This is a genomic window from Roseofilum sp. KMC-1, from assembly GCF_057802075.1.
In genome coordinates this window covers 1958907-1980780 of record NZ_CM173605.1, presented here as the reverse complement: position 1 = coordinate 1980780, position 21874 = coordinate 1958907, and the positions used below count along the sequence as shown (strand labels likewise).

General features: G+C 44.0%; 27 protein-coding genes and 1 pseudogene. 9 read left to right on the top strand and 19 right to left on the bottom strand.

Going from position 1 to position 21874, the window contains the following annotated elements; all coding sequences use genetic code 11:
* Positions 1-241: 241 nt before the first annotated feature.
* Positions 242-1330, bottom strand: coding sequence for a threonine synthase (thrC, locus tag AC3FZD_RS09150; protein ID WP_488740305.1), 1089 nt, complete (start codon positions 1328-1330; stop codon positions 242-244).
* Between the two features lie 233 nt (positions 1331-1563).
* Between thrC and AC3FZD_RS09145 the strand changes: the two genes are divergently transcribed.
* On the top strand, positions 1564-2157 hold the full coding sequence (locus tag AC3FZD_RS09145) for a chromophore lyase CpcT/CpeT (protein ID WP_488739835.1): 594 nt from the start codon (positions 1564-1566) through the stop codon (positions 2155-2157).
* 60 nt (positions 2158-2217) lie between these two features.
* Here AC3FZD_RS09145 and AC3FZD_RS09140 read toward each other — a convergent pair whose 3' ends face one another.
* From AC3FZD_RS09140 to AC3FZD_RS09125, 4 genes are all read right to left on the bottom strand, one after another.
* Positions 2218-2619, bottom strand: a complete 402-nt coding sequence (locus AC3FZD_RS09140; RefSeq protein ID WP_488740304.1) for a fasciclin domain-containing protein — start codon at positions 2617-2619, stop codon at positions 2218-2220.
* A gap of 105 nt (positions 2620-2724) precedes the next feature.
* Complete coding sequence (locus AC3FZD_RS09135) at positions 2725-4026, bottom strand: CO2 hydration protein (protein ID WP_488739834.1); 1302 nt, start codon at positions 4024-4026, stop codon at positions 2725-2727.
* A gap of 95 nt (positions 4027-4121) precedes the next feature.
* Complete coding sequence (locus AC3FZD_RS09130; protein WP_488739833.1) at positions 4122-5618, bottom strand: NADH-quinone oxidoreductase subunit M; 1497 nt, start codon at positions 5616-5618, stop codon at positions 4122-4124.
* Between the two features lie 5 nt (positions 5619-5623).
* A complete protein-coding gene (locus AC3FZD_RS09125) occupies positions 5624-7459 on the bottom strand; it encodes an NAD(P)H-quinone oxidoreductase subunit F (RefSeq protein ID WP_488739832.1) in 1836 nt (611 codons plus the stop codon).
* A 373-nt stretch (positions 7460-7832) separates the two neighbouring features.
* Between AC3FZD_RS09125 and AC3FZD_RS09120 the strand changes: the two genes are divergently transcribed.
* Together AC3FZD_RS09120 and AC3FZD_RS09115 are read left to right on the top strand one after the other, a co-directional pair.
* Positions 7833-8129 (top strand): hypothetical protein, encoded by a 297-nt coding sequence (locus tag AC3FZD_RS09120; RefSeq protein WP_488739831.1) that lies wholly within the window; start codon positions 7833-7835, stop codon positions 8127-8129.
* Positions 8130-8135: 6 nt separating this feature from the next.
* Positions 8136-8540 carry a type II toxin-antitoxin system VapC family toxin gene (locus tag AC3FZD_RS09115; protein WP_488739830.1) on the top strand — a complete coding sequence of 135 codons (405 nt, stop codon included), beginning with the start codon at positions 8136-8138 and terminating at the stop codon, positions 8538-8540.
* A gap of 82 nt (positions 8541-8622) precedes the next feature.
* On the opposite strand, the gene AC3FZD_RS09110 is transcribed toward AC3FZD_RS09115, so the two are convergent.
* On the bottom strand, positions 8623-8964 hold the full coding sequence (locus AC3FZD_RS09110) for a XisI protein (protein WP_488739829.1): 342 nt from the start codon (positions 8962-8964) through the stop codon (positions 8623-8625).
* Positions 8934-9368, bottom strand: coding sequence for a XisH family protein (locus tag AC3FZD_RS09105; RefSeq protein ID WP_488739828.1), 435 nt, complete (start codon positions 9366-9368; stop codon positions 8934-8936). Before AC3FZD_RS09105 ends, AC3FZD_RS09110 begins: the two co-directional genes overlap by 31 nt.
* A 191-nt stretch (positions 9369-9559) precedes the next feature.
* Here AC3FZD_RS09105 and AC3FZD_RS09100 point away from each other — a divergent pair, with 191 nt between their 5' ends.
* Positions 9560-9883, top strand: coding sequence for a BrnT family toxin (locus AC3FZD_RS09100; RefSeq protein ID WP_488739827.1), 324 nt, complete (start codon positions 9560-9562; stop codon positions 9881-9883).
* A complete protein-coding gene (locus tag AC3FZD_RS09095; protein ID WP_488739826.1) occupies positions 9880-10080 on the top strand; it encodes a hypothetical protein in 201 nt (66 codons plus the stop codon). Before AC3FZD_RS09100 ends, AC3FZD_RS09095 begins: the two co-directional genes overlap by 4 nt.
* A 57-nt stretch (positions 10081-10137) precedes the next feature.
* Here AC3FZD_RS09095 and AC3FZD_RS09090 read toward each other — a convergent pair.
* The 5 genes and pseudogenes from AC3FZD_RS09090 to AC3FZD_RS09070 all read right to left on the bottom strand — a co-directional run bounded on the left by AC3FZD_RS09090 (position 10138) and on the right by AC3FZD_RS09070 (position 12148).
* Positions 10138-10479 (bottom strand): annotated as a pseudogene (locus AC3FZD_RS09090) (XisI protein).
* A gap of 24 nt (positions 10480-10503) precedes the next feature.
* Complete coding sequence (locus tag AC3FZD_RS09085) at positions 10504-10953, bottom strand: PIN domain-containing protein (protein ID WP_488739825.1); 450 nt, start codon at positions 10951-10953, stop codon at positions 10504-10506.
* Positions 10953-11264: a hypothetical protein gene (locus AC3FZD_RS09080; RefSeq protein WP_488739824.1), complete on the bottom strand. Its 312-nt coding sequence runs from the start codon at positions 11262-11264 to the stop codon at positions 10953-10955. Before AC3FZD_RS09080 ends, AC3FZD_RS09085 begins: the two co-directional genes overlap by 1 nt.
* A 138-nt stretch (positions 11265-11402) precedes the next feature.
* Positions 11403-11744, bottom strand: coding sequence for a XisI protein (locus tag AC3FZD_RS09075; RefSeq protein WP_488739823.1), 342 nt, complete (start codon positions 11742-11744; stop codon positions 11403-11405).
* On the bottom strand, positions 11732-12148 hold the full coding sequence (locus AC3FZD_RS09070) for a XisH family protein (protein WP_488739822.1): 417 nt from the start codon (positions 12146-12148) through the stop codon (positions 11732-11734). Before AC3FZD_RS09070 ends, AC3FZD_RS09075 begins: the two co-directional genes overlap by 13 nt.
* 197 nt (positions 12149-12345) lie before the next feature.
* On the opposite strand from AC3FZD_RS09070, the gene AC3FZD_RS09065 reads away from it, so the two are divergent.
* Both AC3FZD_RS09065 and AC3FZD_RS09060 read left to right on the top strand, forming a co-directional pair.
* Positions 12346-12642, top strand: coding sequence for a hypothetical protein (locus AC3FZD_RS09065; protein WP_488739821.1), 297 nt, complete (start codon positions 12346-12348; stop codon positions 12640-12642).
* 3 nt (positions 12643-12645) lie between these two features.
* On the top strand, positions 12646-13050 hold the full coding sequence (locus AC3FZD_RS09060) for a type II toxin-antitoxin system VapC family toxin (protein WP_488739820.1): 405 nt from the start codon (positions 12646-12648) through the stop codon (positions 13048-13050).
* 727 nt (positions 13051-13777) lie between these two features.
* Here AC3FZD_RS09060 and AC3FZD_RS09055 read toward each other — a convergent pair.
* Positions 13778-13933, bottom strand: coding sequence for a hypothetical protein (locus tag AC3FZD_RS09055; RefSeq protein WP_488739819.1), 156 nt, complete (start codon positions 13931-13933; stop codon positions 13778-13780).
* A 137-nt stretch (positions 13934-14070) separates the two neighbouring features.
* On the opposite strand from AC3FZD_RS09055, the gene AC3FZD_RS09050 reads away from it, so the two are divergent.
* Positions 14071-14556 (top strand): type IV pilin-like G/H family protein, encoded by a 486-nt coding sequence (locus tag AC3FZD_RS09050; protein WP_488739818.1) that lies wholly within the window; start codon positions 14071-14073, stop codon positions 14554-14556.
* Between the two features lie 69 nt (positions 14557-14625).
* Here AC3FZD_RS09050 and AC3FZD_RS09045 read toward each other — a convergent pair whose 3' ends face one another.
* The 4 genes from AC3FZD_RS09045 to acnB are packed head-to-tail and all read right to left on the bottom strand — an operon-like array spanning position 14626 to position 17827.
* A complete protein-coding gene (locus tag AC3FZD_RS09045; RefSeq protein ID WP_488740430.1) occupies positions 14626-14748 on the bottom strand; it encodes a hypothetical protein in 123 nt (40 codons plus the stop codon).
* Positions 14735-14989 (bottom strand): hypothetical protein, encoded by a 255-nt coding sequence (locus AC3FZD_RS09040; protein WP_347178734.1) that lies wholly within the window; start codon positions 14987-14989, stop codon positions 14735-14737. Before AC3FZD_RS09040 ends, AC3FZD_RS09045 begins: the two co-directional genes overlap by 14 nt.
* Entirely contained in the window at positions 14989-15177 is a 189-nt protein-coding gene (locus tag AC3FZD_RS09035) for a hypothetical protein (protein ID WP_488739817.1), read from the bottom strand. Before AC3FZD_RS09035 ends, AC3FZD_RS09040 begins: the two co-directional genes overlap by 1 nt.
* A 58-nt stretch (positions 15178-15235) precedes the next feature.
* Complete coding sequence (gene acnB / locus AC3FZD_RS09030; protein ID WP_488739816.1) at positions 15236-17827, bottom strand: bifunctional aconitate hydratase 2/2-methylisocitrate dehydratase; 2592 nt, start codon at positions 17825-17827, stop codon at positions 15236-15238.
* 174 nt (positions 17828-18001) lie between these two features.
* Between acnB and AC3FZD_RS09025 the strand changes: the two genes are divergently transcribed.
* On the top strand, positions 18002-18256 hold the full coding sequence (locus AC3FZD_RS09025; RefSeq protein ID WP_488739815.1) for a hypothetical protein: 255 nt from the start codon (positions 18002-18004) through the stop codon (positions 18254-18256).
* Here the strand turns inward: AC3FZD_RS09025 and AC3FZD_RS09020 are convergent.
* Entirely contained in the window at positions 18213-20462 is a 2250-nt protein-coding gene (locus tag AC3FZD_RS09020) for a monovalent cation:proton antiporter family protein (protein WP_488739814.1), read from the bottom strand. The genes AC3FZD_RS09025 and AC3FZD_RS09020 overlap by 44 nt on opposite strands.
* Before the next feature lie 106 nt (positions 20463-20568).
* Entirely contained in the window at positions 20569-21822 is a 1254-nt protein-coding gene (locus AC3FZD_RS09015) for a CBS domain-containing protein (protein WP_488739813.1), read from the bottom strand.
* Positions 21823-21874: the final 52 nt, after the last annotated feature.

The following is a 21874-nucleotide window of genomic DNA, read 5'->3' as shown; positions in this document are numbered from 1 at the left end:
TTACTAGAGTTAGAGTCTAACGTCAGGGAATTTTTTTTCTATGATAGTGAAGAGATTTTTATAGCGATTGAAAATCAGCAAGTAACTGGATATGTTTCTGCCTCTACTCTTAGCGATTTATACTACATCATTCGTAAAATGTGCCAGAAACCCGGTTTCTCCCGGCAAAGCCTAGAAACCGGGTTTCTTATGGATGGGAAAAGGTCAAGGGTTGAATATTCCCTACGCTATTGACTAATCCTTAAAAACCCATGGCAGCCGCAACCGCTTTTAGATCCGCCTCGATGCCTTGATGACAGGGGTTGTGGCTATGATTAATGGCTGTATCGGGGTCTTTTAAACCATTCCCAGTCAGAACACAAACAATTTTCGCTCCTTCCGGTACTTGGTCTTTGATCTTCAGCAAACCAGCCACAGAAGCCGCAGAAGCGGGTTCACAGAAAACCCCCTCTTCAGAGGCTAACAGGCGATAGGCATTGAGAATTTCTTCATCGGTGACGGCTTGAAATTGCCCACCACTGGCTTGTTGGGCGGCTACAGCCCGATCCCAACTGGCAGGATTACCGATACGGATGGCGGTAGCTAGGGTTTCCGGGTGTTCAATGGGGTGTCCGGCAATAATGGGCGCTGCTCCAGCCGCTTGAAAGCCCATCATTTTGGGCAGTTGGCTACATTTTTGTTCTTGATGGTATTCACAAAAGCCCATCCAGTAGGCAGTAATGTTACCGGCATTACCCACAGGAATACAGAGCCAGTCGGGGGCATCTCCTAGGGCATCGATAATTTCAAAGGCGGCGGTTTTCTGTCCTTGGAGGCGATAGGGGTTAACGGAATTTACTAAGGTAACAGGATACTTTTCAGACACTTCACAGACGATCGCCAAGGCTTGGTCGAAGTTGCCTTTAATGGCGAGGACTTCTGCCCCATAGAGCAAGGCTTGAGCTAGTTTACCCAGAGCCACATAGCCATCAGGGATAATCACAAAAGCCTTTAAGCCTGCCCGTTTCGCATAGGCTGCGGCTGCGGCTGAGGTGTTGCCGGTGCTGGCGCAGATGACCGCTTTTGAGCCTTCTTCCTTCGCTTTCGAGACTGCCATCGTCATGCCCCGGTCTTTGAAGCTGCCGGTGGGGTTTAAGCCATCATATTTTACCCAGACCTGAACCTGCTTCCCGATCTGGGCGGCGATCGCCGGGGCAGGAATGAGGGGTGTGTTACCTTCTAATAGGGTGACCACAGGGGTATTTTCCGTTACAGGAAGGTAGGCACGGTAGGTTTCAATTAATCCTTTCCAAATACTGCGTGCGGACGAGTTTGGATGGGTTTGACCAATCTGGGTTGATAAAGTGGCAGTCACGTTCGCTTGGTTAATCCAAATGAAGGTTAAGAGATGTATGTGTCTCTAGTTTAATCTATTGGTTCCTTTTAGGAAAACTATTGGCGATCGCCAGTGGGAGAATGGGGGGGTGGGGGAGATGATCCCTCCCTGGAGATGATAAAATACCCCAGCGATCGCATTAAAAACCCTCTTTGGGCCCTCAACTTCCGATTCTATCCCCAATCAAAATGACCCATTCTACAGATATTGCCACCCTAGCTCGTTGGATGGCCGCTGACTTTAGTAATCAAGAGCAAGCCTTTGAAAATCCGCCCTTTTTTGCCCATATTCGGGTCTGTATGCGCCCTTTACCCTTTAATCTGATGGGCAACATTAGTTTATATCTAGAGCAAGCCTACCATCTAGATGTCACTCAACCCTATCGTACCCGCGTCCTCAACTTTGTCCTCAAGAATAATCAAATTGAAGTCGAAAATCATAAAGTTCTCAATGAAGAAGAATTTTATGGGGCATCTCGACACCCCGAACGCCTCCAGAAACTGACCGTAGACCGGATCGAAAAATTGCCTGGATGCACCTTCAATGTCGAATGGACGGGCCATAGCTTCAAGGCCAAAGTCGAGCCTGGAAAAGGTTGCGTAGTCGTTCGTAATGGCAAAACCACTTATCTCGACAGTGAATTTGAAGTCAGTCCCCAAGGACTCATTAGTTTAGATCGGGGACGCGACCTCGAAACCCATGAAAGGGTTTGGGGTTCTATTGCTGGCCCCTTCGAGTTTGTGCGCTGGGAAAACTTTGCCCATGAAGTGCAAACCCAATAGTCAATCATTTAAGGCTGCAAACCCTCTCCCCCGTGGGAAGTGGGAGAGGGGGTTAGGCTCTTACCCCATCAAAATCACGGTATCAATGACATGGATAATTCCATTACTCGCTTCAATATCTGGGGCTAAAACTGTGGCATTTTTTACTTCAAAAACTTCACCACAGCGAATGGGAATGGGGGAACCTTCCAGAGAGGTTAAACGATCTAGCTCTTTTAATTCTGCTGTAGTATAGCGTCCGGCAACCACATGATAGGTCAGGATACGCTGAAGCTGGGGCACATTTTGTACTAAACTCTCTACTGTTCCCGGTAATAATTTAGCAAAGGCATCATCATTGGGGGCAAAAACTGTGAGGGGGCCCGGTTGTTGCAAGGCCTCGACTAACCTCGCTATTTTAACCGCAGTGACGAGAGTGGAGAAGGCATTATTACTAACGGCAATTTCAACAATATTAGGCATAGTTTGTTCCATAAGTTAAGGAGTCAGAAACCGGGTTTTTTAAGACTTAAGATAATGACCAAAAATAATCCTCAAAAACCCGGTTTCTAGGGGTCACACACACAATCAACGATAATCTTGGCTTTGGATGTCAGATAAACGGGCTTCTGGACGCAGGAAGCGATCCATTTGTGCTTCAAAGAATTGGCGATTTTTTAATAGGTGTTCGGGGTTGGGGTCATCTAAGGGATAGAGTAGGGCGACTCTTAAGGCTTGAATGACCGCAGAGGTAACATTATACATCGATCGCTGGAAGGTGATGCCCAACTGAATCAGCATATCATCTTCACCCCGACAGTATTTTTGGTAATATTCCTCTAAATAGGGGGGGAGAAAATGGAGCATATCCTGCATTAATAAAGTGGGGGGGATGCCTGCGGTTCCTACGGGAAAAACATCGGCGTAGAGAATGCCATAGTGGAAGTCTTTTTGCTCTTCTGGAACTTGTTTGGCTTGGGCGTTATAAGATTTGGTTCCTCGGAAGGGAGCGGTACGATAAAAGACGGCTTCTACATAGGGAAGTGCGGCTTCATAGAGCCACATAAAGCCTTTTGATTTGGGAATGATTTCATAACATTCATCGCCAATATAGACATGGTGATAAATGGGCCGTCCGGCGGCAATGAAGATGCCATTGACGAGGAAATTCATGGCATCGGGGACGGTTTTGAATTTGCCCGCATCGTAAAGATCGCTCATTTCAAAGAAGACGGGAGCCATGACTTCCCAGAATAAGCCCAGATTAGCATAGTAGGACAGCTCGCGCACTTTCTCGTAGAACATTTGCGGGAAAAGCTTATAGAGTCCCAACATCAAGGGATTGCCTTTAAAGTAAGCTTTAATGGCTTTATCACAGTTGGCGATGTATTCTGCGCTCTCTAGGTAGTCATAAAATTGGCCGCCCATACCCTGATGCCAGAGCATGGCTCGCATACAGGCTTCTGCGAATTCCATGTTAATGCGATCGTGCCAGAGATGATGGAATAGTTTGGGGAGTTTTTTCTTGAGTTCTCCTTTATCCATAAATTCTAATAATTCCGGGTGGGCGCTGGCGGCTCCTTTTTGCCAAACGCGGAAATCGGCGGTTTCTCCTGCATAGTGATTGGGGAGATCTAAATATTCTTGGGGTAAGAAGTATTTAAAGAAGGGCAAAGGATCGAGAAAAACGCGCTCGGCAATATAGAGTAAATCCCGCCAATAGAAATCCATGGGCACGGCATAGGCTTTATAAATGCCGATAATTTGCATGAGGTTTTCTGGGGTGTCTGGTAGCATGGAGCCACCGGCTTCTAGGCGATGGATAACCTCGGCGTATTTATGGGTTGAGGGTGGAAGTTTTGTGGTTGATGAATTGAGGGTTGTTGTCATGGTTTTTTATAGGGAATCGGTAATAGGGAACAGGGAACAGGGAACAGGGGACAGGGAACAGAAATTTCCCCCCATTCCCCCACTCCCCTATTCCCCTATCTCTCCAGAGCAGCAATCTGAGTAACTTTGGGTTGATGGAGTTCAGCGACAATACGGTGGGTGGTGGGTTCCATCCAGCGGAAGAGGAAGTTGGGTTGAATGCCTAGAAAGATGATAATGGCAGTTAGGACTAGGGCTGGCCATTGTTCGTTGAGGGTGACACGGGCATAGTAGGCTCTCTGGTTGTCTAATTTGCCGAAACAGGTGCGGTTAATGAGGATGACGAAGTAGACGGCTGTTAGTCCTGAAGAGAGGATACAGATGAGGGTGGGGATGGGGAAGGTGGCGAAGCTGCCTTGAAAGACGATAAATTCAGCAGCGAAGCCAACTAAACCGGGGATTCCGGCGCTGGCCATTCCGGCTAATATGAGCAGGGAACTGGTGAGGGGTAGGCCGCGAATGGGGTTCATTAGGCCGTTGAGTACGTCGAGATCGCGGGTTCCGGTGGTTTGTTCGACGATGCCGACGAGGAAGAAGAGGAGGGCGAGAATGAGGCCGTGGGCGATCATTTGGGCGATTGCCCCTAAAACACTCAATTCAGTTCCTGCTGCTGCGGCTACTAGGATGTAGCCCATGTGACCAATGGAACTATAGGCGACCATGCGTTTGATGTCCCGTTGGGCGATCGCACTCAAAGCACCATAAATGACGCTGACTGTGCCGATAATGGCTAATCCTGGAGCCATAGTTTCCCAAGCTACAGGAAACAGTTGCAGCCCAAAGCGCAATAGGCCATAGGTTCCCAATTTAGCAAAGATACCACCGAGCAATACGGTGGTACTGGGTGAGGCTTCCACATAGGCATCGGGCATCCAGGTATGCAGGGGAACGAGGGGAGTTTTAATGGCAAACCCAATCAGTAGGGCAGTCAAGAGCAGCAATTGGGTAATGAGATCCAGGTTGTTGATTTGCAGATGGCTAAATTCAAAGCTACCGGTGTCACCCAGGAATACTACTCCTAAGAATCCGACAATCACTGTTAAGCCAGAAATGGCGGTATAAAGGAGAAATTTGGTGGAAGCATAGCCCCGTTTTTCTCCTCCCCAAATGGCGATCAAGAGATAAAAGGGAATCAGTTCTAATTCATAGAAGATGATAAATAAGAGCAGGTTTTGGGCTATTAGAGCGCCCGCAATGCCGCCGTTAATCAGTAGGATTAGGCTGTCATGGAGGCGAGAGCGGTCTAAATCTTTGCGGTTGGTGTATAGGGAGATGAGGGTTAAAAGCCCATTGAGGACGAGTAGGGGTAAGGAGAGTCCGTCTACACCAACGCTGTAGTTTAGACCGAGGGGTTGAATCCAGGTGTGGAATTCACTGAATTGGACTACGCTCAGTCCTGCTGGGTTGAGGTCAAATAACTTGAGTAAATAGAGACTCCAACCTAAGCTGGCGAGACTGGCGATGGTGGCGATCGCCCGGCTGGATTGGGGTTTAGGATAGAGGAAGATGGCGATCGCGCCCAATAGGGGAATCAGGAGTAAGGCTGATAGCATGTCGTTTATTGAGGTAGGGCAGAGAGTAGGGGATAAACCAGTAATAATCCAAAGAGGAGTGTACCGAATAGGATGGACAGGGCATAAAATTGGACTTGTCCGGTGGTGTTGTATTTGAGGCTTTCGCCACTGGCTAGGGTGAACAGGCCGACAAAATTGACTGCACCATCGACTAAGATGCGATCGCACCAATCAATTACTTTAGCCATAAATCCCACTAGGGCAATCACCGTGATTTTATAGAGTTTGGCGGTGTAGAAATCGTAGGCAAAGAAGTCTTGAATGGCTGGAACGGGTAGGGTAATGGGTTTGGCTACTCTGTCGCCAGCATAGAGGTATAAACCGACTCCAGCACCGATAACTGTCGAGCCAATTAATAAGATAGAAGGGGGTTCAATCACTCTACTCAGGGGAGGTAATAGTTCTAAAACAGCCAGTAATTGGGGTAAATGGAGTGCTACACCGAGCAAGATTGTCATGGGTAGGACTATAGCCCATAAGCCTTCTGGCGATCGCTTTGTCCAGTCGGTAATGGAGCCGGTAAACAGTTGGCCAAAGACTCGCGCTAAACTACAGGCCGTTAAGCCATTCACCAGTAGCAAAATGGTTAATAGGCTGCCGGGTAAACTCTCAGCAATTTGTGCCAGTCCCCAGAAACAGCCTAGAGGAGGAACGGCGACTAAGGAGAGAGCGCCGACAACATAGCAGATGCCAGAAATGGGACGACGAGACCATAATCCGCCTAGTTGAGTAATGTCTTGGGAAATGTTGTTAAGGATAATACCGCCTACTGCCATTAACATTAGGGCCATGGCGATCGCATAGGTTAACAGCAGCAGGAGCGCTCCTTGGCCATTTCCAGTACCGACGGCAACAAATATAATGCCTAAATAACTACTGGTGGCATAAGAAAATACACGCTTGATATCCACTTGGGCTAAGGCGATCGCCGCACAAATGACCGCCGTAAATGCCCCCATAAACACTTCTACATTGACGACAAAGGGGGATAATTCCAAAACGGGCTGCATCTTAATTAGCACCCAAGCCCCCGTAGAAACGACTACCGCATTCCGCAGAATTGTGGCAGGCATCGGCCCTTCCATGGCTTCATCTAGCCACAGTTGCAGGGGAAATTGGGCGCATTTACCCAACGGCCCAGCTAGGAGTGCTAAACCGAGTAAGGTGGCTACAGTGGGATTCAACTCTACTTTGCTTGCCCAAACTGCGAGTTCATCATAGTTCCAGGTTCCTGCCAGGGGATAGAGGGCTACCACAGCCATGAGCAAAACTAAGTCACCCACCCGCTTAGTTAGAAATCCATCTCTCGCTCCAGTCACCACCAGAGACTGATTAAACCAAAAGCCAATCAGGAGATAGGTTCCTAGGGTGAGAATTTCCAGCATCACATAGCTGAAAAATAGGGAATTGGTGAGCATTAGGGCAGCCATTCCCGCTTCAAACACCGCCAGCAGCGCATAGAACCGGGCCCAACCCCAATCCATTTCCATATAGCCAATGGCATAAATTTGGGTGAGGATATTTAAACCCAAAATCACGACCAACGCGCCGACAGTGGTGGCGGAAACTTCCACATCAAAAGCGATATCTAGATTTGCCGCATGGAGCCAATTGAGGGAATAGTGAGCGGGTGCATCCCACACTTCCCGTAAACTGAGAATGCTATGGATAAATGCGGCAAAACTCATCAATAAGTTAATATAACCAGCCGGCCGGGGGCCGGTTCGCCGAATTAAACCCGGTGACCAAGGAATGGTCAATAATGCACCGAGTACGGCGTACATTGGGACTAACCAAATCGTTTGACTAAAGGTGTTCATGGGTGAATCAGCGATCCCTTTGGGAGAAAAACATAAGCTAGACTTAAGCATCCTAAAAGTATAGGATTACTTTTCCCTTCATTTTTCAGATTATGCATCACTAAAAGTCTATGTCTCAATCCGGATTATAAAATGTTCTCGATCAAAAAACAAACTGGAGTAACTCATCCTGATGAGTGTAGGAGAATCTGAGGGATCAACGATCCCATGAGGGAGTAATAATGCTTACCCTTCTTTCGTTTAGCATGAACTAGATTCAAAGGATTCAGTAGGCGATCGCGAATTCTGTATACTTCGGACTTTCTGGCTCATGAAACACTATTTTAGGTTATGATGAGATTATTTTAATCCAAACTACTAGGAAGTAAGTATCATGTTATCCACCGAGCTAAGACAAGAATCGATAGTCAAAAGAATTGAGGATACTGTTTCTACTTTGATGCAAGAAGATCTTTTATTCAAAGAGGATCTGGATTATGCAGAAATGGTCAAACTATTAGTTAAGTTGTTTGAAGATAACTTAACTTTTGATGACTTTAATGGTATGTCTGATGAAGAATTAAAAGAACATTCTAGTGGCATATTAGCGATAGAACTATTGTCGAAGATTGGACAAGATTTTACTCCAGAGCAAATGGCAGCTTTTGAGGATGCGATTAAAAGAAAATAGGTAATTATGGATTACTTTTTAGATAGTAATATTGTTTCTTTAGCTATTAAAAATAATAGTTCAGTTAATCAAAAATTCAGGGAGATAAAAGCTCAGAGAAAAACGATTTTTATAAGTTGTATCACTTATTTTGAAGTAAGGAGAGGTTTTTTAGCTGTTGATGCTCCTAAACAACGGGCAAGATTTGAGGATTTTTGTCAAAAATATCCAATTATTTTCTTAGATGATTTAGCCATATTGGAAAAAGCGGCTGAAATTCATGCTAATCTGAGATTAAGGGGTTTACCGATACAAACGGAAGATGTTTTAATTGCAGCGAGTGCAATGGTTAAGGATTTGATTATGGTTTCTAATGATAGTGATTTAGCCAGAATTGAAGGTTTGAGTTTAGAGAATTGGTCAACATTATAAACATTGAGTTTAGTCTCTCTTGGATAAGAGATCGCCCCCACACCCCCCTCCCCATTCTCCCTATCCCAGTCAGTGCCACGGTTTAGGCGATCGCAAAGTCCGTAAACTTGCGACTTTCTGGCTCGTGAAACGCTAATACAATCTCTTCTTTTGAGATCCCTTCCCTTAATAACTCATTAGCAATACCTTCCTCTGTCCAATCTTCTTCTATATAAATCTTCTCATTTTTGATCCGAATATGAACATGGGTATACTTGAGACGTTTATCATTTTGCCAATCAACCGTTAACCAAAGATAATGATCGTGGGTTTCATCAAATACTAAACAAGTTTCTGAATCATTATCAGGAGATTGATGAATCAACTTATCGTATTTCGTTAAAATACTCTCGATTAATTGTCGATATTTGATGAGCTTATCCATGAAATAATTTCCTCTGCATTTACACTAAACACAATCAAGTTAAGTTGATGACGTTTGATGATGGCTTGAATAGATTTTCTTTGAAAGAAGTTGTTAAATACTGCACTTCTTACCGCTAAATATATTTCGTAATCCTTCTCTGACAATTCAAGAAAGTCACGATACAAAAGATACTGACCTAATGCATTTTGAAAATCATTTATGGGAGAAGGATTGATAAAACTTTTTATTTCAACAACGATTCTGCGTCCTTGTTGTTCAGCTAAAAGAGGTTTTTCTGCTAATAGATCGGCATAAATGCGATCGCCTTCATACTCAATTGTATAAGGATCGGCAATAATCGTCCAGCTATCCTTAATCAAGGCGTTTTTTACCGTATCATGGTAGACATCTTTTGCTGGCATGGTTTTCCGTTTGCAGAGTCAAGGATACTGGATATTATAGCATCGCCCCCACACCCCTCTCCCCATTCTCCCTATCCCAGTCAGTGCCAAGGGTTTAGGCGATCGCGAATTCCGTAAACTTCCGACTTTCAGCCTCGTGAAACGCTAGTACACTCTTATCTGCCCTGATGTGATATACTCAATTAAAACTATTGCCAAACATTAAATCTGTAAATGTGCATTATAATTTCGAGTGGAATCCAGCTAAAGAACAACAAAATATTCGCAAGCATAAGTTAAATTTTCGTTTAGCCTCAACTATATTTCACGACCCTTATCAATTAACCTTATATGACGAAGAACATAGTCAAGAAGAGGATAGATGGGTAACTCTAGGTTTAGACGAAACTGGGATTCTGAGAGTCGTCATCCATACGTTTAAAGAAATCGATCGTGATTCTTGTTTAATTCGGATTATTTCTGCTCGAAAAGCAATGTTAAGTGAACAGCAATGTTATGAGGACAGACAAGTATGAAACCAGAGTATGATTTTTCTCAAGCTGAACAAGGTAAATTCTATCATCCTCAAGCGAAACTGCAATATCCGATTTATCTAGAATCAGATATTGATGAATTTTTCAGGCAAATTGCACAAGAGAAAGAAATTGATGTTCAAGTGTTAGTGAATGAATGGTTACGAAATAATATTAAGTTAATTCAAAGCATTCAGTAAAGGCGATCGCCCCCACACTCCCCTCCCCATTCTCCCTATCCCAGTCAGTGTCACGGTTTAGGCGATCGAAAATTCCGTAAACTTCCGACTTTCTGGTTCGTGAAATGCCAGTACAATATCCTCTTTCGGTACACCTTCTCTCAGTAACTCAGTTGCAATTCCTTCCTCTGTCCAATCTTCTTCTATGTAGATTTTCTCATTTTTAATCCGAATGTGAACAGAAATTCCCTTCACTCTTTCTTCTGGTGTCCAACCCACTTGAAACCACAGATATTGATCTCTATTGGTATCAAAAGCTAAGAGCATTTCTACTCCTTAAGGACAAGCTTGAGAAAACAAGCAATCGTACTGGGTTAAAATTGACTGAACTAAGGAACGATAGTGTTCTAGTTTATCCATGGATTTATCACCTCTTTCGCAGATTTAGATGGTGTTCCATTCTCTGGCTTTCACAAACCGTGATAAATGCTTTACATTGCTTGTTGCCACAGTTATCTCATGACCATAATCTTGCAACAACAGGGCTTGAGCGGCTAAAATAACATCACCGTCAAGAGCTTTATCATCGGCTGTCGGTTTACCTTGTTGTCTGGCTTCAGCCCATAACTGAGCCGCTTTGAGCATAACTTCTGTTGTAATGGGAAGATAGATAAGTTCTGATTTGAGTTGATCGAGTTTTGCCAGTCCGGTTACTTTATTTGCTCGTAAGAGTTCCCGTCTAATTTCATAATCAATAATTTCAGGCAAAATCACTTCATAACCTCGATCTATCAGACTAATAAACCATTGCTGACAGCGTAATGCTATAGGCGTAGCTTTGGGATTCGTGATTAATCCGACTGGTGCAGAATCTAATAAAATAACTTCCGCCATTAAACGGAAATTCTTTCCATAGATTCAATGATTTTTAATGTTTCTTGTTGTTCTTTTTTGTCATCCAAATCAGACCAATATTGAAACATTTCTTGTATTCTTTTTTGTTTCAGTTGGTTTTGGATATTATCGTGACTATTGATTCGAGCAACCGCATCATTCCAATTATTTACAGAATTTTTTTTGATTGCAGTTTGACTAAAGCTATGAACAAGTTTTAGTAACTCTGGAATATATTCTTCTGGAATTTGCCCAATAGCTTCAAGTAAATCCAGTCGTTGCTGGGTTGGTATTGTTGGCCAGTTATTCATAGTTCATAAGTTCCGATCGCGATCTGATTTCACTATATCCTATTTTATTAGCGATCGCCCTCTCCCTACTCTACCCCATCAGCCTGATCGCCCCCACACCCCCTTCCCCATTCTCCCTATCCCAGTCAGTATCAGGGTTTAGGCGATCGCAAATTCCGTAAACTTCCGACTTTCTGGTTCGTGAAATGCCAGTACAATATCCTCTTTCGGTACACCTTCCCTCAGTAACTCAGTTGCAATTCCTTCCTCTGTCCAATCTTCTTCTATGTATATTTTCTCATTTTTGACTCTTACATAGACAGAAACCGCTTTAATTCTTCTGCCATCTTTCCAACCAATATTAAACCAGAGATATTGATTTCTTTCATCGTCAAACATTAAGACTTCATCGATATCTGGATCGGGGACTTGTGCGGAAATACGATCGTACTCGGTTAAAATATTTTTGATCAGAGTCTGATAGCGGATTAGTTTGTCCATTCGATAATTTCCTCTTGATTCAGATCGACAACTAACAATGACACTTGATAGGTTTGAATAATGAGTTGAATTGCTACTTGCTCGAAAAACTTTTGATAGATATCCTTGCCAATAGCTAGGTAAATTTCACACTTAGGTTGGTTTATAGAAAGGAAAGTTTTGTAAATCAAGTATTGACCTAATGCTGTCTCAAATTCCCGCATAGGAGAACGGCTGAGAAAACTTTTGATTTCAATCACAATTTGCCGTTCTTGTCTAGTTGCAGCAATTGTTTTTTCACTCGCGAGATCGGCGACTAATTTAACTTCTTCGTATTTAATGGGATAAGGATCGGCAGTAATTGTCCAACCGTCCTTGATTAAGGCATTTTTTACGGCATCATGGTAAGTGTCTTTTGCTGGCATTTTCCTCCTATGTGCGAGTTGAGGATACTGGTATTATAGCATCGCCCCCACACCCCCCTCCCCATTCTCCCTATCCCAGTCAGCACCAGGGTTTAGGCGATCGCAAATTCCGTAAACTTCCGAGTTTCTGGCTCATGAAACACTATTTTAGGTTATGATGAGACTATCTTAATCCAAACTGCATGGAGGTAAGTATCATGTTATCCACCGAGCTGAGACAAGAATCAATGGTTAAAAGAGTTGAAGATGTTGTATCTGTGATTATGGCAGAAAGTCCTTTATTTAAGGAAGATCTCGATTATGTAAAAACTGTACAAGATTTAGTAAGACTTTTTCAAGAGAATTTACCTTTTGAAGAATTTAATACCATGTCAGATGGAGAATTAAAAGAACATTGTAGTTTTATTATGGCGACAGCACTATTCGCTAAAATTGGTGAAGATTTCACTTCTGAACAAATGGCTATTTTTGAAGATGCAGTTAAACGGAAATAGAAGATGAATTACTTGTTAGACACTAATATTGTGTCTTTAATGGTGAAACAAAATTGTCAAATTTTAGAAAAAATTAATAATATTAAATCGCAAAGAAAAAGTATATTTATAAGTTGTATTACTTATTTTGAAATGAGACGGGGTTTTTTAGCGGTTGATGCTCCTAAACAAAGAGAAAGGTTTAATCTGATTTGTCAAACATATCCGATTATTTTCTTAGATGATTTAGCTATATTGGAAAAAGCGGCTGAAATTCATGCTAATCTGAGATTAAGGGGTTTACCGATACAAACGGAAGATGTTTTAATTGCAGCGAGTGCAATGGTTAAGGATTTGATTATGGTTTCTAATGATGGTGATTTAGCCAGAGTTCAAGGGTTGAGTTTAGAGAATTGGTCAGAGTTATAAACATTGAGTTTAGTCTCTCTTGGATAAGAGATCGCCCCCACACCCCCTCCCCATTCTCCCTATCCCAGTCAGTATCAGGGTTTAGGCGATCGCAAACTCCGTAAACTTCCGACTTTCGGGGGAATGAAACACCAGTACAATGTCTTCTTACAGTAATTCAGTTAAACCTATCAGTATCTACAGAATATTTGTTAAAATCCTATGAAATCTTTTTATTGTGTTTTTTTAGAACTTTTTATCAGAAGCGAGTGAATCATAGCAACTATCCATATGATCACTCCATAGCAGTACCAATTAATAAAGCTCTCGCCACGATTATAAGCTGCGACGGCTGGAAATAAAGCCAGAATTAGAACTGTTATTATTCCACCCGAGCCACTTGCTCCACCAACAAATGGAAGGACTAACATTGCACCTATTACTAGCAGAACCGTATTAGCTCTATGAATCCCTGAGCGCTGAACCTTTTGTATCTGTTGCGCTGCTAATTGATACTGTATTGGGTGGCCACATCTAGGGCAAGATATAGCTGCTTCACTGATCTGTTTATTACAGGCTGGGCAAGGGATCAGCGCCATATGAATTCCTCCAGTTTGATTTAATACTGTGTTATTTGTTTATATCACATGAGTAACATCACTAGATAGTATTATGGTTGATCTTTATTACTATTCTCTTTCCTGTCGAGATTAAGAGTGGGCCTAGATGGCCCACTCTGGCCATTATACTATACCACAGCTTCTTCTAACTTGGGCATCTTCTCCACAGGCACGACCCGATCGAAATCCTCCAAATCCTCAATCTCATTGAAGTTCAGGTAACGGTACAAGTCAGCCTTGAATGGATCGACCTTCTTGGCGACAATATCTAAATACTCATCCACCGTGGGAATTTTACCCAGAAGTTTGTATGTACTTACTTTTATGTGTTATAACTCATATCAGTAAGTTTAGTCACTATAAACAAGCTGCTATCAACCCACTAAACTTACTACATTAAAGTCACTTTCTCTTGTTTAAGATGAACAAAATACTTATCATTCTTAACTTCGCTCTTGCCTCACTCCTAGGCTCCTGTGGTTCATCTATATCACAGAGAGAGAAGGCTCTACAATCGGAAGCAAAGATGTACGCAGGGAGTATGGGTAGAGGACAACAAATGTACTATCTTGACAATGAGGGTAAGTCTTTTACAACAGAAATACCTCTTTTAGGACTAGAAATTGAATCAGAAACACCTGACTACAGCTATTCGATGTCAAGTGATGACTTGACTCAAAGGGTATTCATTACCGCTAGACCAAAGCAGAGTGACTTAAAGTCGTACACTGTTGGAGTCTTTGTAGTAAAACTCGCGAAAGAGGGAGAGGAAACTACTATGACAGTTCTCTGTGAATCAACTAAGCCTGGCACTCTTCCCGAACCTCCTTACTTGGATGGGGAAGAGCCACGCTGCGGGGATGGCTCGTTCTCACTTTCAAGCCTAGCACCTGTAATGGTTTTATAGCTGTTACTCTTACATTGCTCGCTAATGCAAGCAGGTGAGTCTGGTTTAGGACCCACCCTAACCATTATACTACACCACAACCTCCTCCAACTTCGGCATCTGCTCCACAGGAATCACCCGACCGAAATCCTCGAAATCCTCAATTTCATCAAAATTGAGATCATGGTATAAATCAGTTTTAATTCTCATCATCAGTTAAAGATTCTAACTCATCAGAAATTAAATTTTGCCAATCCTCATCACAGTGAGAATGTAAATGAATTGAGGTTACTAATAACTCTGATAAAATTTGACCTTTTTGGCGATCGCTTAACTCAGAAAGTTGTAATTGATTAATCAAAGAAAGAACATTTTGACATTCTTCCTGTAATTCTATAATCAATTGATTTAAAGTGGAATTTTGAGTGCTAATTTTTTTAGTAATTAATTGCATTAGTTTTTCCCTAACCTTTTTAATGCTTGTTGAATACCTTTTTCAAAGGCTTTAATTTCCTTTTGCCAATGATTAATCAATCCTTGATCTGGAAACTCCTTATTTAATTCTAATCTAATTTTTTCTTGATGTTCAGAAATTCGATCCTCCAAAGATAATATTGCTTTTTTAAAATGACTTTTTCCCATAAATTATAATCTCGATCGATCGAGGTGAGCCGTCATCCGGCTCACCCTAACCATTATACTACACCACAGCCTCCTCTAACTTCGGCATCTGCTCCACAGGAATCACCCGACCGAAATCCTCAAAACCCTCAATCTCATTGAAATTCAGGTAACGGTACAACTCAGCCTTAAACGGATCGACCTTCTTGGCAACAATATCTAAATACTCATCCACCGTGGGGATTTTACCGAGAAGAGCGCACACCGCAGCCAACTCGGCCGAGCCTAAATAGACCCTAGCACCCTTACCCATGCGGTTATTAAAATTACGGGTCGAAGTCGAGAAAACCGTAGCATTATCTTCCACTCGCGCTTGATTTCCCATACACAAAGAACATCCCGGCATTTCCGTTCTTGCACCAGAAGCAGCAAAAATACCATAAACCCCTTCTTCCCGTAACTGCTGTTCATCCATGCGAGTTGGGGGACAAATCCAGAGGACAGATTTAATCCGTCCTGCCCCTTCCAAAATCTTCGCGGCTGCCCGATAATGGCCGATATTGGTCATACAAGAACCAATGAACACCTCATCAATTTTATCCCCCGCACATTCGCTCATTAACTTCACATTATCCGGGTCATTAGGAGCCGCAACAATGGGTTGTTTGATCTCGCTTAAATTGACCTCGATAATATCAGCATACTCCGCATCTTCATCGGCTGACATTAACTCAGGATTGGCCAACCATTGCTCCATTTTGGCAATACGACGAGTCAAAGTCATCGCATCTTGATAACCCCTGGCGATCATATTTTTCATCAGCACAATATTAGAGCGCAGATATTCCGCTACAGTCTCCGTACTCAGCTTAATCGTACAACCCGCGCAAGAACGCTCTGCCGTCGCATCCGTCAACTCAAACGCCTGCTCCAACTTCAAGTCTGGTAAGCCCTCCATCTCCATAATCCGCCCATTGAACACATTTTGCTTGTTCTCCTTGGCGACAGTCAGCTTACCCTGTTGCATCGCCACCCAGGGAATGGCATTGACGATATCCCGCAAAGTAACTCCCGGTTGCAACTCTCCCGTAAACTTGACTAACACCGACTCTGGCATATCCAACGGCATCACTCCCAGGGCTGCGGCAAATGCTACCAAACCCGAACCTGCGGGGAAAGAAATACCCAGGGAAAAACGGGTGTGGGAGTCGCCCCCCGTGCCTACGGTATCCGGTAAGAGCATCCGGTTGAGCCAGGAGTGGATGATGCCATCTCCCGGACGCAGGGCAACCCCGGCACGAGTAGCAAAGAAGTCGGGTAAATCCTTGTGGGTTTTGATATCTACCGGTTTGGGATAGGCGGCAGTATGGCAGAAACTCTGCATGACTAAATCGGCGGAAAAGCCTAGACAGGCGAGTTCTTTCAACTCATCCCTGGTCATCGGCCCCGTGGTATCCTGGGAGCCAACCGTCGTCATGATCGGCTCGCAAGAAGTTCCGGGACGCACACCGGGCAAACCGCAAGCCTTCCCGACCATTTTCTGCGCCAGGGTGAAGCCTTTGCCGGTATCGGTGGGCACACTGGGACGGGTAAACAGGGGACTCGGTTCGTAACCCAAAACTTCACGGGTTTTATCGGTTAAGCTACGCCCGATGAGTAGGGGAATACGCCCACCGGCGCGGACTTCATCGAGGAGGGTTTCGGGTTTGAGGGAGAAGGTGGTGATCACTTCTCCTTCTGGGTTGGTAATTTCCCCTTTGTAGGGATAGATGGTGATGATATCCCCAGTGTTCAGTTTGCTGACATCGCATTCGATGGGGAGTGCCCCAGAGTCTTCGGCAGTATTGAAGAAAATGGGGGCAATTTTACCACCGAGGATGTATCCTCCAGCACGCTTGTTGGGTACAAAGGGGATATCGTCGCCGATGTGCCAGAGGACGGAGTTAATGGCAGACTTGCGGGAGGAACCGGTTCCAACCACATCACCGACGTAGGCGACGGGATGGCCATTTTCTTTCAGTTTGGCGATGGTTTGCAACCCTTCCGGCATCCGGGACTCTAGCATGACTAGGGCATGGAGAGGAATATCGGGGCGAGTGGTGGCATGGGGTGCGGGGGAGAGATCGTCGGTATTGGTTTCTCCGGGCACTTTGAAGACGGTGACGGTGATGGCTTCCGGGACTTTGGGGCGACGGATAAACCAGGCGGCATTTGCCCAAGCGTCGATGACTTGTTTGGCGTAGGGGTTAACGTCAGAGAGTTCGATGACTTGGTTAAAGGTATCGAAGACGAGGGTGGTTTTGCTTAAAGCACTGGCGGCGGCGCTGGCGAGGTTGCTATCTTTGGCTTTGAGCAGATCGACTAGGGATTGCACATTATAGCCTCCCACCATTGTACCGAGCAGGTCGATCGCCCCCTGGTGGGAAATGAGGGGACAGTGGATCTCATCTTTGGCAACAGCCGTGAGGAACCCGGCTTTCACATAAGCCGCTTCATCCACTCCTGGCGGAATGCGATCGCGCAGTAGCATCAGCAATTCTTCTTTGAGTTCCTCTGGCGGCTGTTTCAGCATTTCGCACAGCTCAGAAGTTTGAGCGGCATCCAAAGGTAGGGGAGGGATACCGAGGGCAGCCCGTTCTTGGGCATGTTGACGATAGTCATCTAGAAACATAAGCGTTGCAGTTCTCCTGATTCGTTTCTCTCATTATGATGGAGTTTCCCAGTGTAGCGTCTCCTGAACTCAGGAAAACGTATCTTTTGCTCCGTAATGGTGGTCAACTTCACGAACCTAAAGCAGAAGATATAATTTATTTAGAGCCAAAGATTACCTGCATCAGGAGGAAACATGGCCAGAGAGCGTTGGACAGATGAAAGAATTGATGGGTTAGCCGATACTGTAGATAACCTCACAGGTAGCATCCGGGAACTCAGAGAAAGTATCAGCGAAATCAAAGATAGCATAGATGGGTTGAGAGTAACCAGCCAAGCTTTATTGCAAGTTGCGGCGCAACATCAGCAAGAGATGGAATTAATTAAGGAGCGACAAAGTGTTTTTCTTAACTTCTTACATCACTTGGATTCAAGAGCATATCCTCTTTGATGACTTCCTGAATGCGATCGCTCTCTCCTCGCAACAATAAACAATCATCCCCTTCTAACTGCATGGCTGCATCCACCGGATTATAGAGTTTTCCATGGCGACGGACAGCTTGAACGACGATCTGATAGTTTTGCCAAATGGCACGGGGAGTAAGATGTATTAAATGGGAGTTTTCCGAGAGAGTTAACCAATGACTGATCCCCTCAACCAGGGCACTGCGTCCCTCGACTAAATCCCGAAACGCTGAAATTTCTTCGGGTTTACCCACCACTAATAATTGATCGCCAGAGCGCAATGTCATTTGATTTTTCGGATAATAAACCAGATCGTCCCCTTGCTGAATCGCCATCACCGTGACTCCAGTTAAATGACGGATATCCGTTCCACTTAGGGTCATCCAATCTAAGGATGAAGTTTCCGAAATTTTCACCCATTCATGATGTAAAGATTCCGTGGCATCATTGAGCCATTTTTGTTGCAGTCCAACCAAGTTTTCTGGGCGTACACTTTGATAATGATCCCGGTGTATGGCTTGAATTATTGATTGAATTGCCCATTGAGACTCGCCCAAGGTAGAGAGTAAATGGGCCCCCATTTCTAGGGCGGCTTCAAATTCGGGTTGCACCACTTCTTGGGCCCCTAATTGGGTGAGGACATCAATTTCACTATTGTTATGAGAGCGAGCAACCACATCTAATTCCGGGGCAAATTCCAAGGCTCGTTTGAGCAGCAGTCGGGTACTGGCGGGATCGGGAAGGGCGATCGCCATTGCTCTAGCCGTTTCCAAATGAGCTTTTTCTAGGACTAATTCGGAGTCGGCATCGCCAAAAATATAGGGAATATTTTGCTGCCTTAATCGTTGAATAGCGGCTTCACTATTTTCGATAACCAGAAGGGGATAGCCTTGATTATGCAAAATTCTAATAATGGCTTGTCCCACACGCCCATAGCCAGCGATGACAACATGATTTTTAAGGGTTTCCGGTAAGGAGAGGGCTTTGATTTCTTGCTGGCGCAGGAGTTGCTTGATTCCAGGAAGTTTTTCAATCCATTGGGCTAACCGGGGGGCAGAGCGAATGCTAAGGGGGGTGAGAATGAGGGTGATGGCGGTTGTGCCTAAGATTAGGAGATATTGTTCGTTCGTTAATAGTCCTAGATCGAATCCTTCTAGGGCAAGGACAAAGGAAAATTCCCCAATTTGGTTTAAGCCTAACGCGGCGATCGCGGCAGTTTTAAAAGAATAGCCGAATTTGAGGACAATGGGGAAAATAATTAGGGCTTTGCCGAACATTACCATCAGCACTAAGCCTAAAATAATGCCGAAGTTATCGAGCAAAATTTGCGGATCAATTAACATGCCGATGGAGGCAAAGAAGAGACTAGCAAAGGTATCCCGCAGGGGGAGAACTTTGGCGAGGGCTTGATCGGCATAATCAATTTCCGCAATCATTAAACCGGCGACAAAGGCTCCCATTTCAATGGAGAGTCCCAGATGGGCAGTCACCAGGGCAACGCTTAAGCAGAGGGCAATAGTGGTGAGGAGGAAGAGTTCGCTACTTTCGGTGCGGGCGATGCTTTTAATGAGGGGAGGTACTACCCATCGTCCCAGGGCGATCGCCAAGGCTAAAAAGATGCTAACTTTCAGTAAGGCTGCTCCTAATGTGGGCCAGAGGTTTTCAGGGGCATCGAGCGCAGGTAAAATCGCTAACATTAAACCTAATGCTAGATCCTGGGCAATTAAAATCGCCAACATTACTTGTCCATGAAGGGTGTTGACCTCTCCGCGCTCCGTCAGGGTTTTCAGGACGACGGCGGTCGATGAGAGTGACAAAATAGACCCCAAGAAAATTCCCTGTGTCCAGCCACTCACCCAACCGAGAACCGTGGAGGCGATCGCCACTAAACTTAAAGTTAAGCCAATTTGCAATAAACTGCCTTGAATAGCAATTTCTTTCACCCGCTTTAATTCTGCCAGGGAAAACTCTACCCCCAAAGCAAACAATAAAAAGGCAACCCCAATCTCCGCTAAGGGTTTAATTTGCTCCGCTTCCGCCAGCAATTGCAAGCCAAAAGGGCCAACCACAAACCCACTAACGAGATATCCTAAAAGTACCGGTTGTCGGAGGCGCGTAGCTGCATAACCTCCCAGGGCAGAAGCCCCCAAAACAATTGTTAAATCTAGGATAAAGTGATGATCGGCTGCCATTTTTCCTTTCTATATTGGGTATAGATGCGTTAATCAAAAATCTGAGCTTAGTAAATTTAAATTACTCCTGGACTTTGAATTTTAAGAACAATTTTATAGACCCCTTCTATAGTTTATCACTTTTAGGAGACTCTGCTCCATTTTTCTGATTTTTTTCTTCCGCATCTATAGACTCGATCTCAGCTTCAGGAGAGATGGATTTTGGGGGATCGGGTTGAAAAAAAGCTCTTTTTTTATTGACTTGAAATTGCACTAATAACTCTAAATCTTTGAGAGCTTTTTCAGCTTTCTCCACTTTATCAACCAGAGAACTAGCCACTTGACTTCCATTTCGGGCAAATTCAGTAAATTCTTGAATTCTTTGGCGAAATCGATTAGCCACTCGTTTCATTTGTTGTCCAGCTTCAAACGTTTGGGTCACCAATTGACTAATTTCTGAACTGACACTACTAAATCCTCTCATTTCTGAATTCGTTTGATTGGCAATAATCGCCAGTTGTACTGCTAGGTGGCGCACCTGTTGGCTGACTCTTTCAATCAATTTTGAGGTTTCATCAATGGTTTTGAGTTCTTCTTCTAGTAAGTCTCCTGTTTTGACAATTTTATCAGTTTGAGTACAAATGACACTCACCCCCGAAGAGGTAGCGCGAAATGCCCGTTTACCCGATTGGGATAAAATTTTGCCAATTTGAATAAATCGATGATTCAAATCAGCAACTTCTTCATTTTTACGGACTAATTCTTGTTGCTGTAATTCCAGGAGTTGATTTCGTTCATGGATCGCGGCCAGTTGATCTTCAAGAAGTCTGGTATAAGCCTCTACTTTTTGATGTTCCCGCTCTAGTTTAATGGTATTTCTTTGAGCTTCAATTTGCTTGTTTTCAATTTCCCGGTTTAAGTCAGATAGAATTTGAGATTGGGCCAGGATTAAAGTTTGAAAGTCCAATAAAAAGTAAGCTGAGATTCCTGGTAAACTAGGTTCTTGAAAAACCACAACAATCGGTTCATAAATAACTTTTGGATCGCGGGATAGAGCAATATTAACGGCTGTGCCAATCTTTTCAGTATAGGAAAGTTGTAAACACTTCCCTTGATTTTTCATATTATTTAAAAAGTATTGAATCGGGGTTTTTAATGTTTTTTGAGTGCCATAAATTTCACTTAAGTGTTCATAAAATAAACGCCGAGAAATCATGCCCCAAAATCGTTGGGGACTAGCCACAATCACACCAGTAAGATCGGGCCGTTGATCGAACTGATTTAAGACAACTTGAGTCAAAGTTGTCGGACTGACTTGAAAATCTTGGAGATTTAAGTCAAGTAAATAGGAGTTGAGGGTGAGTTGAGCAGGATGGCTCATGGGTGGATGGGGATGGAGTGTTCAGCACTAACCTTACTTGGAGCATAGACAA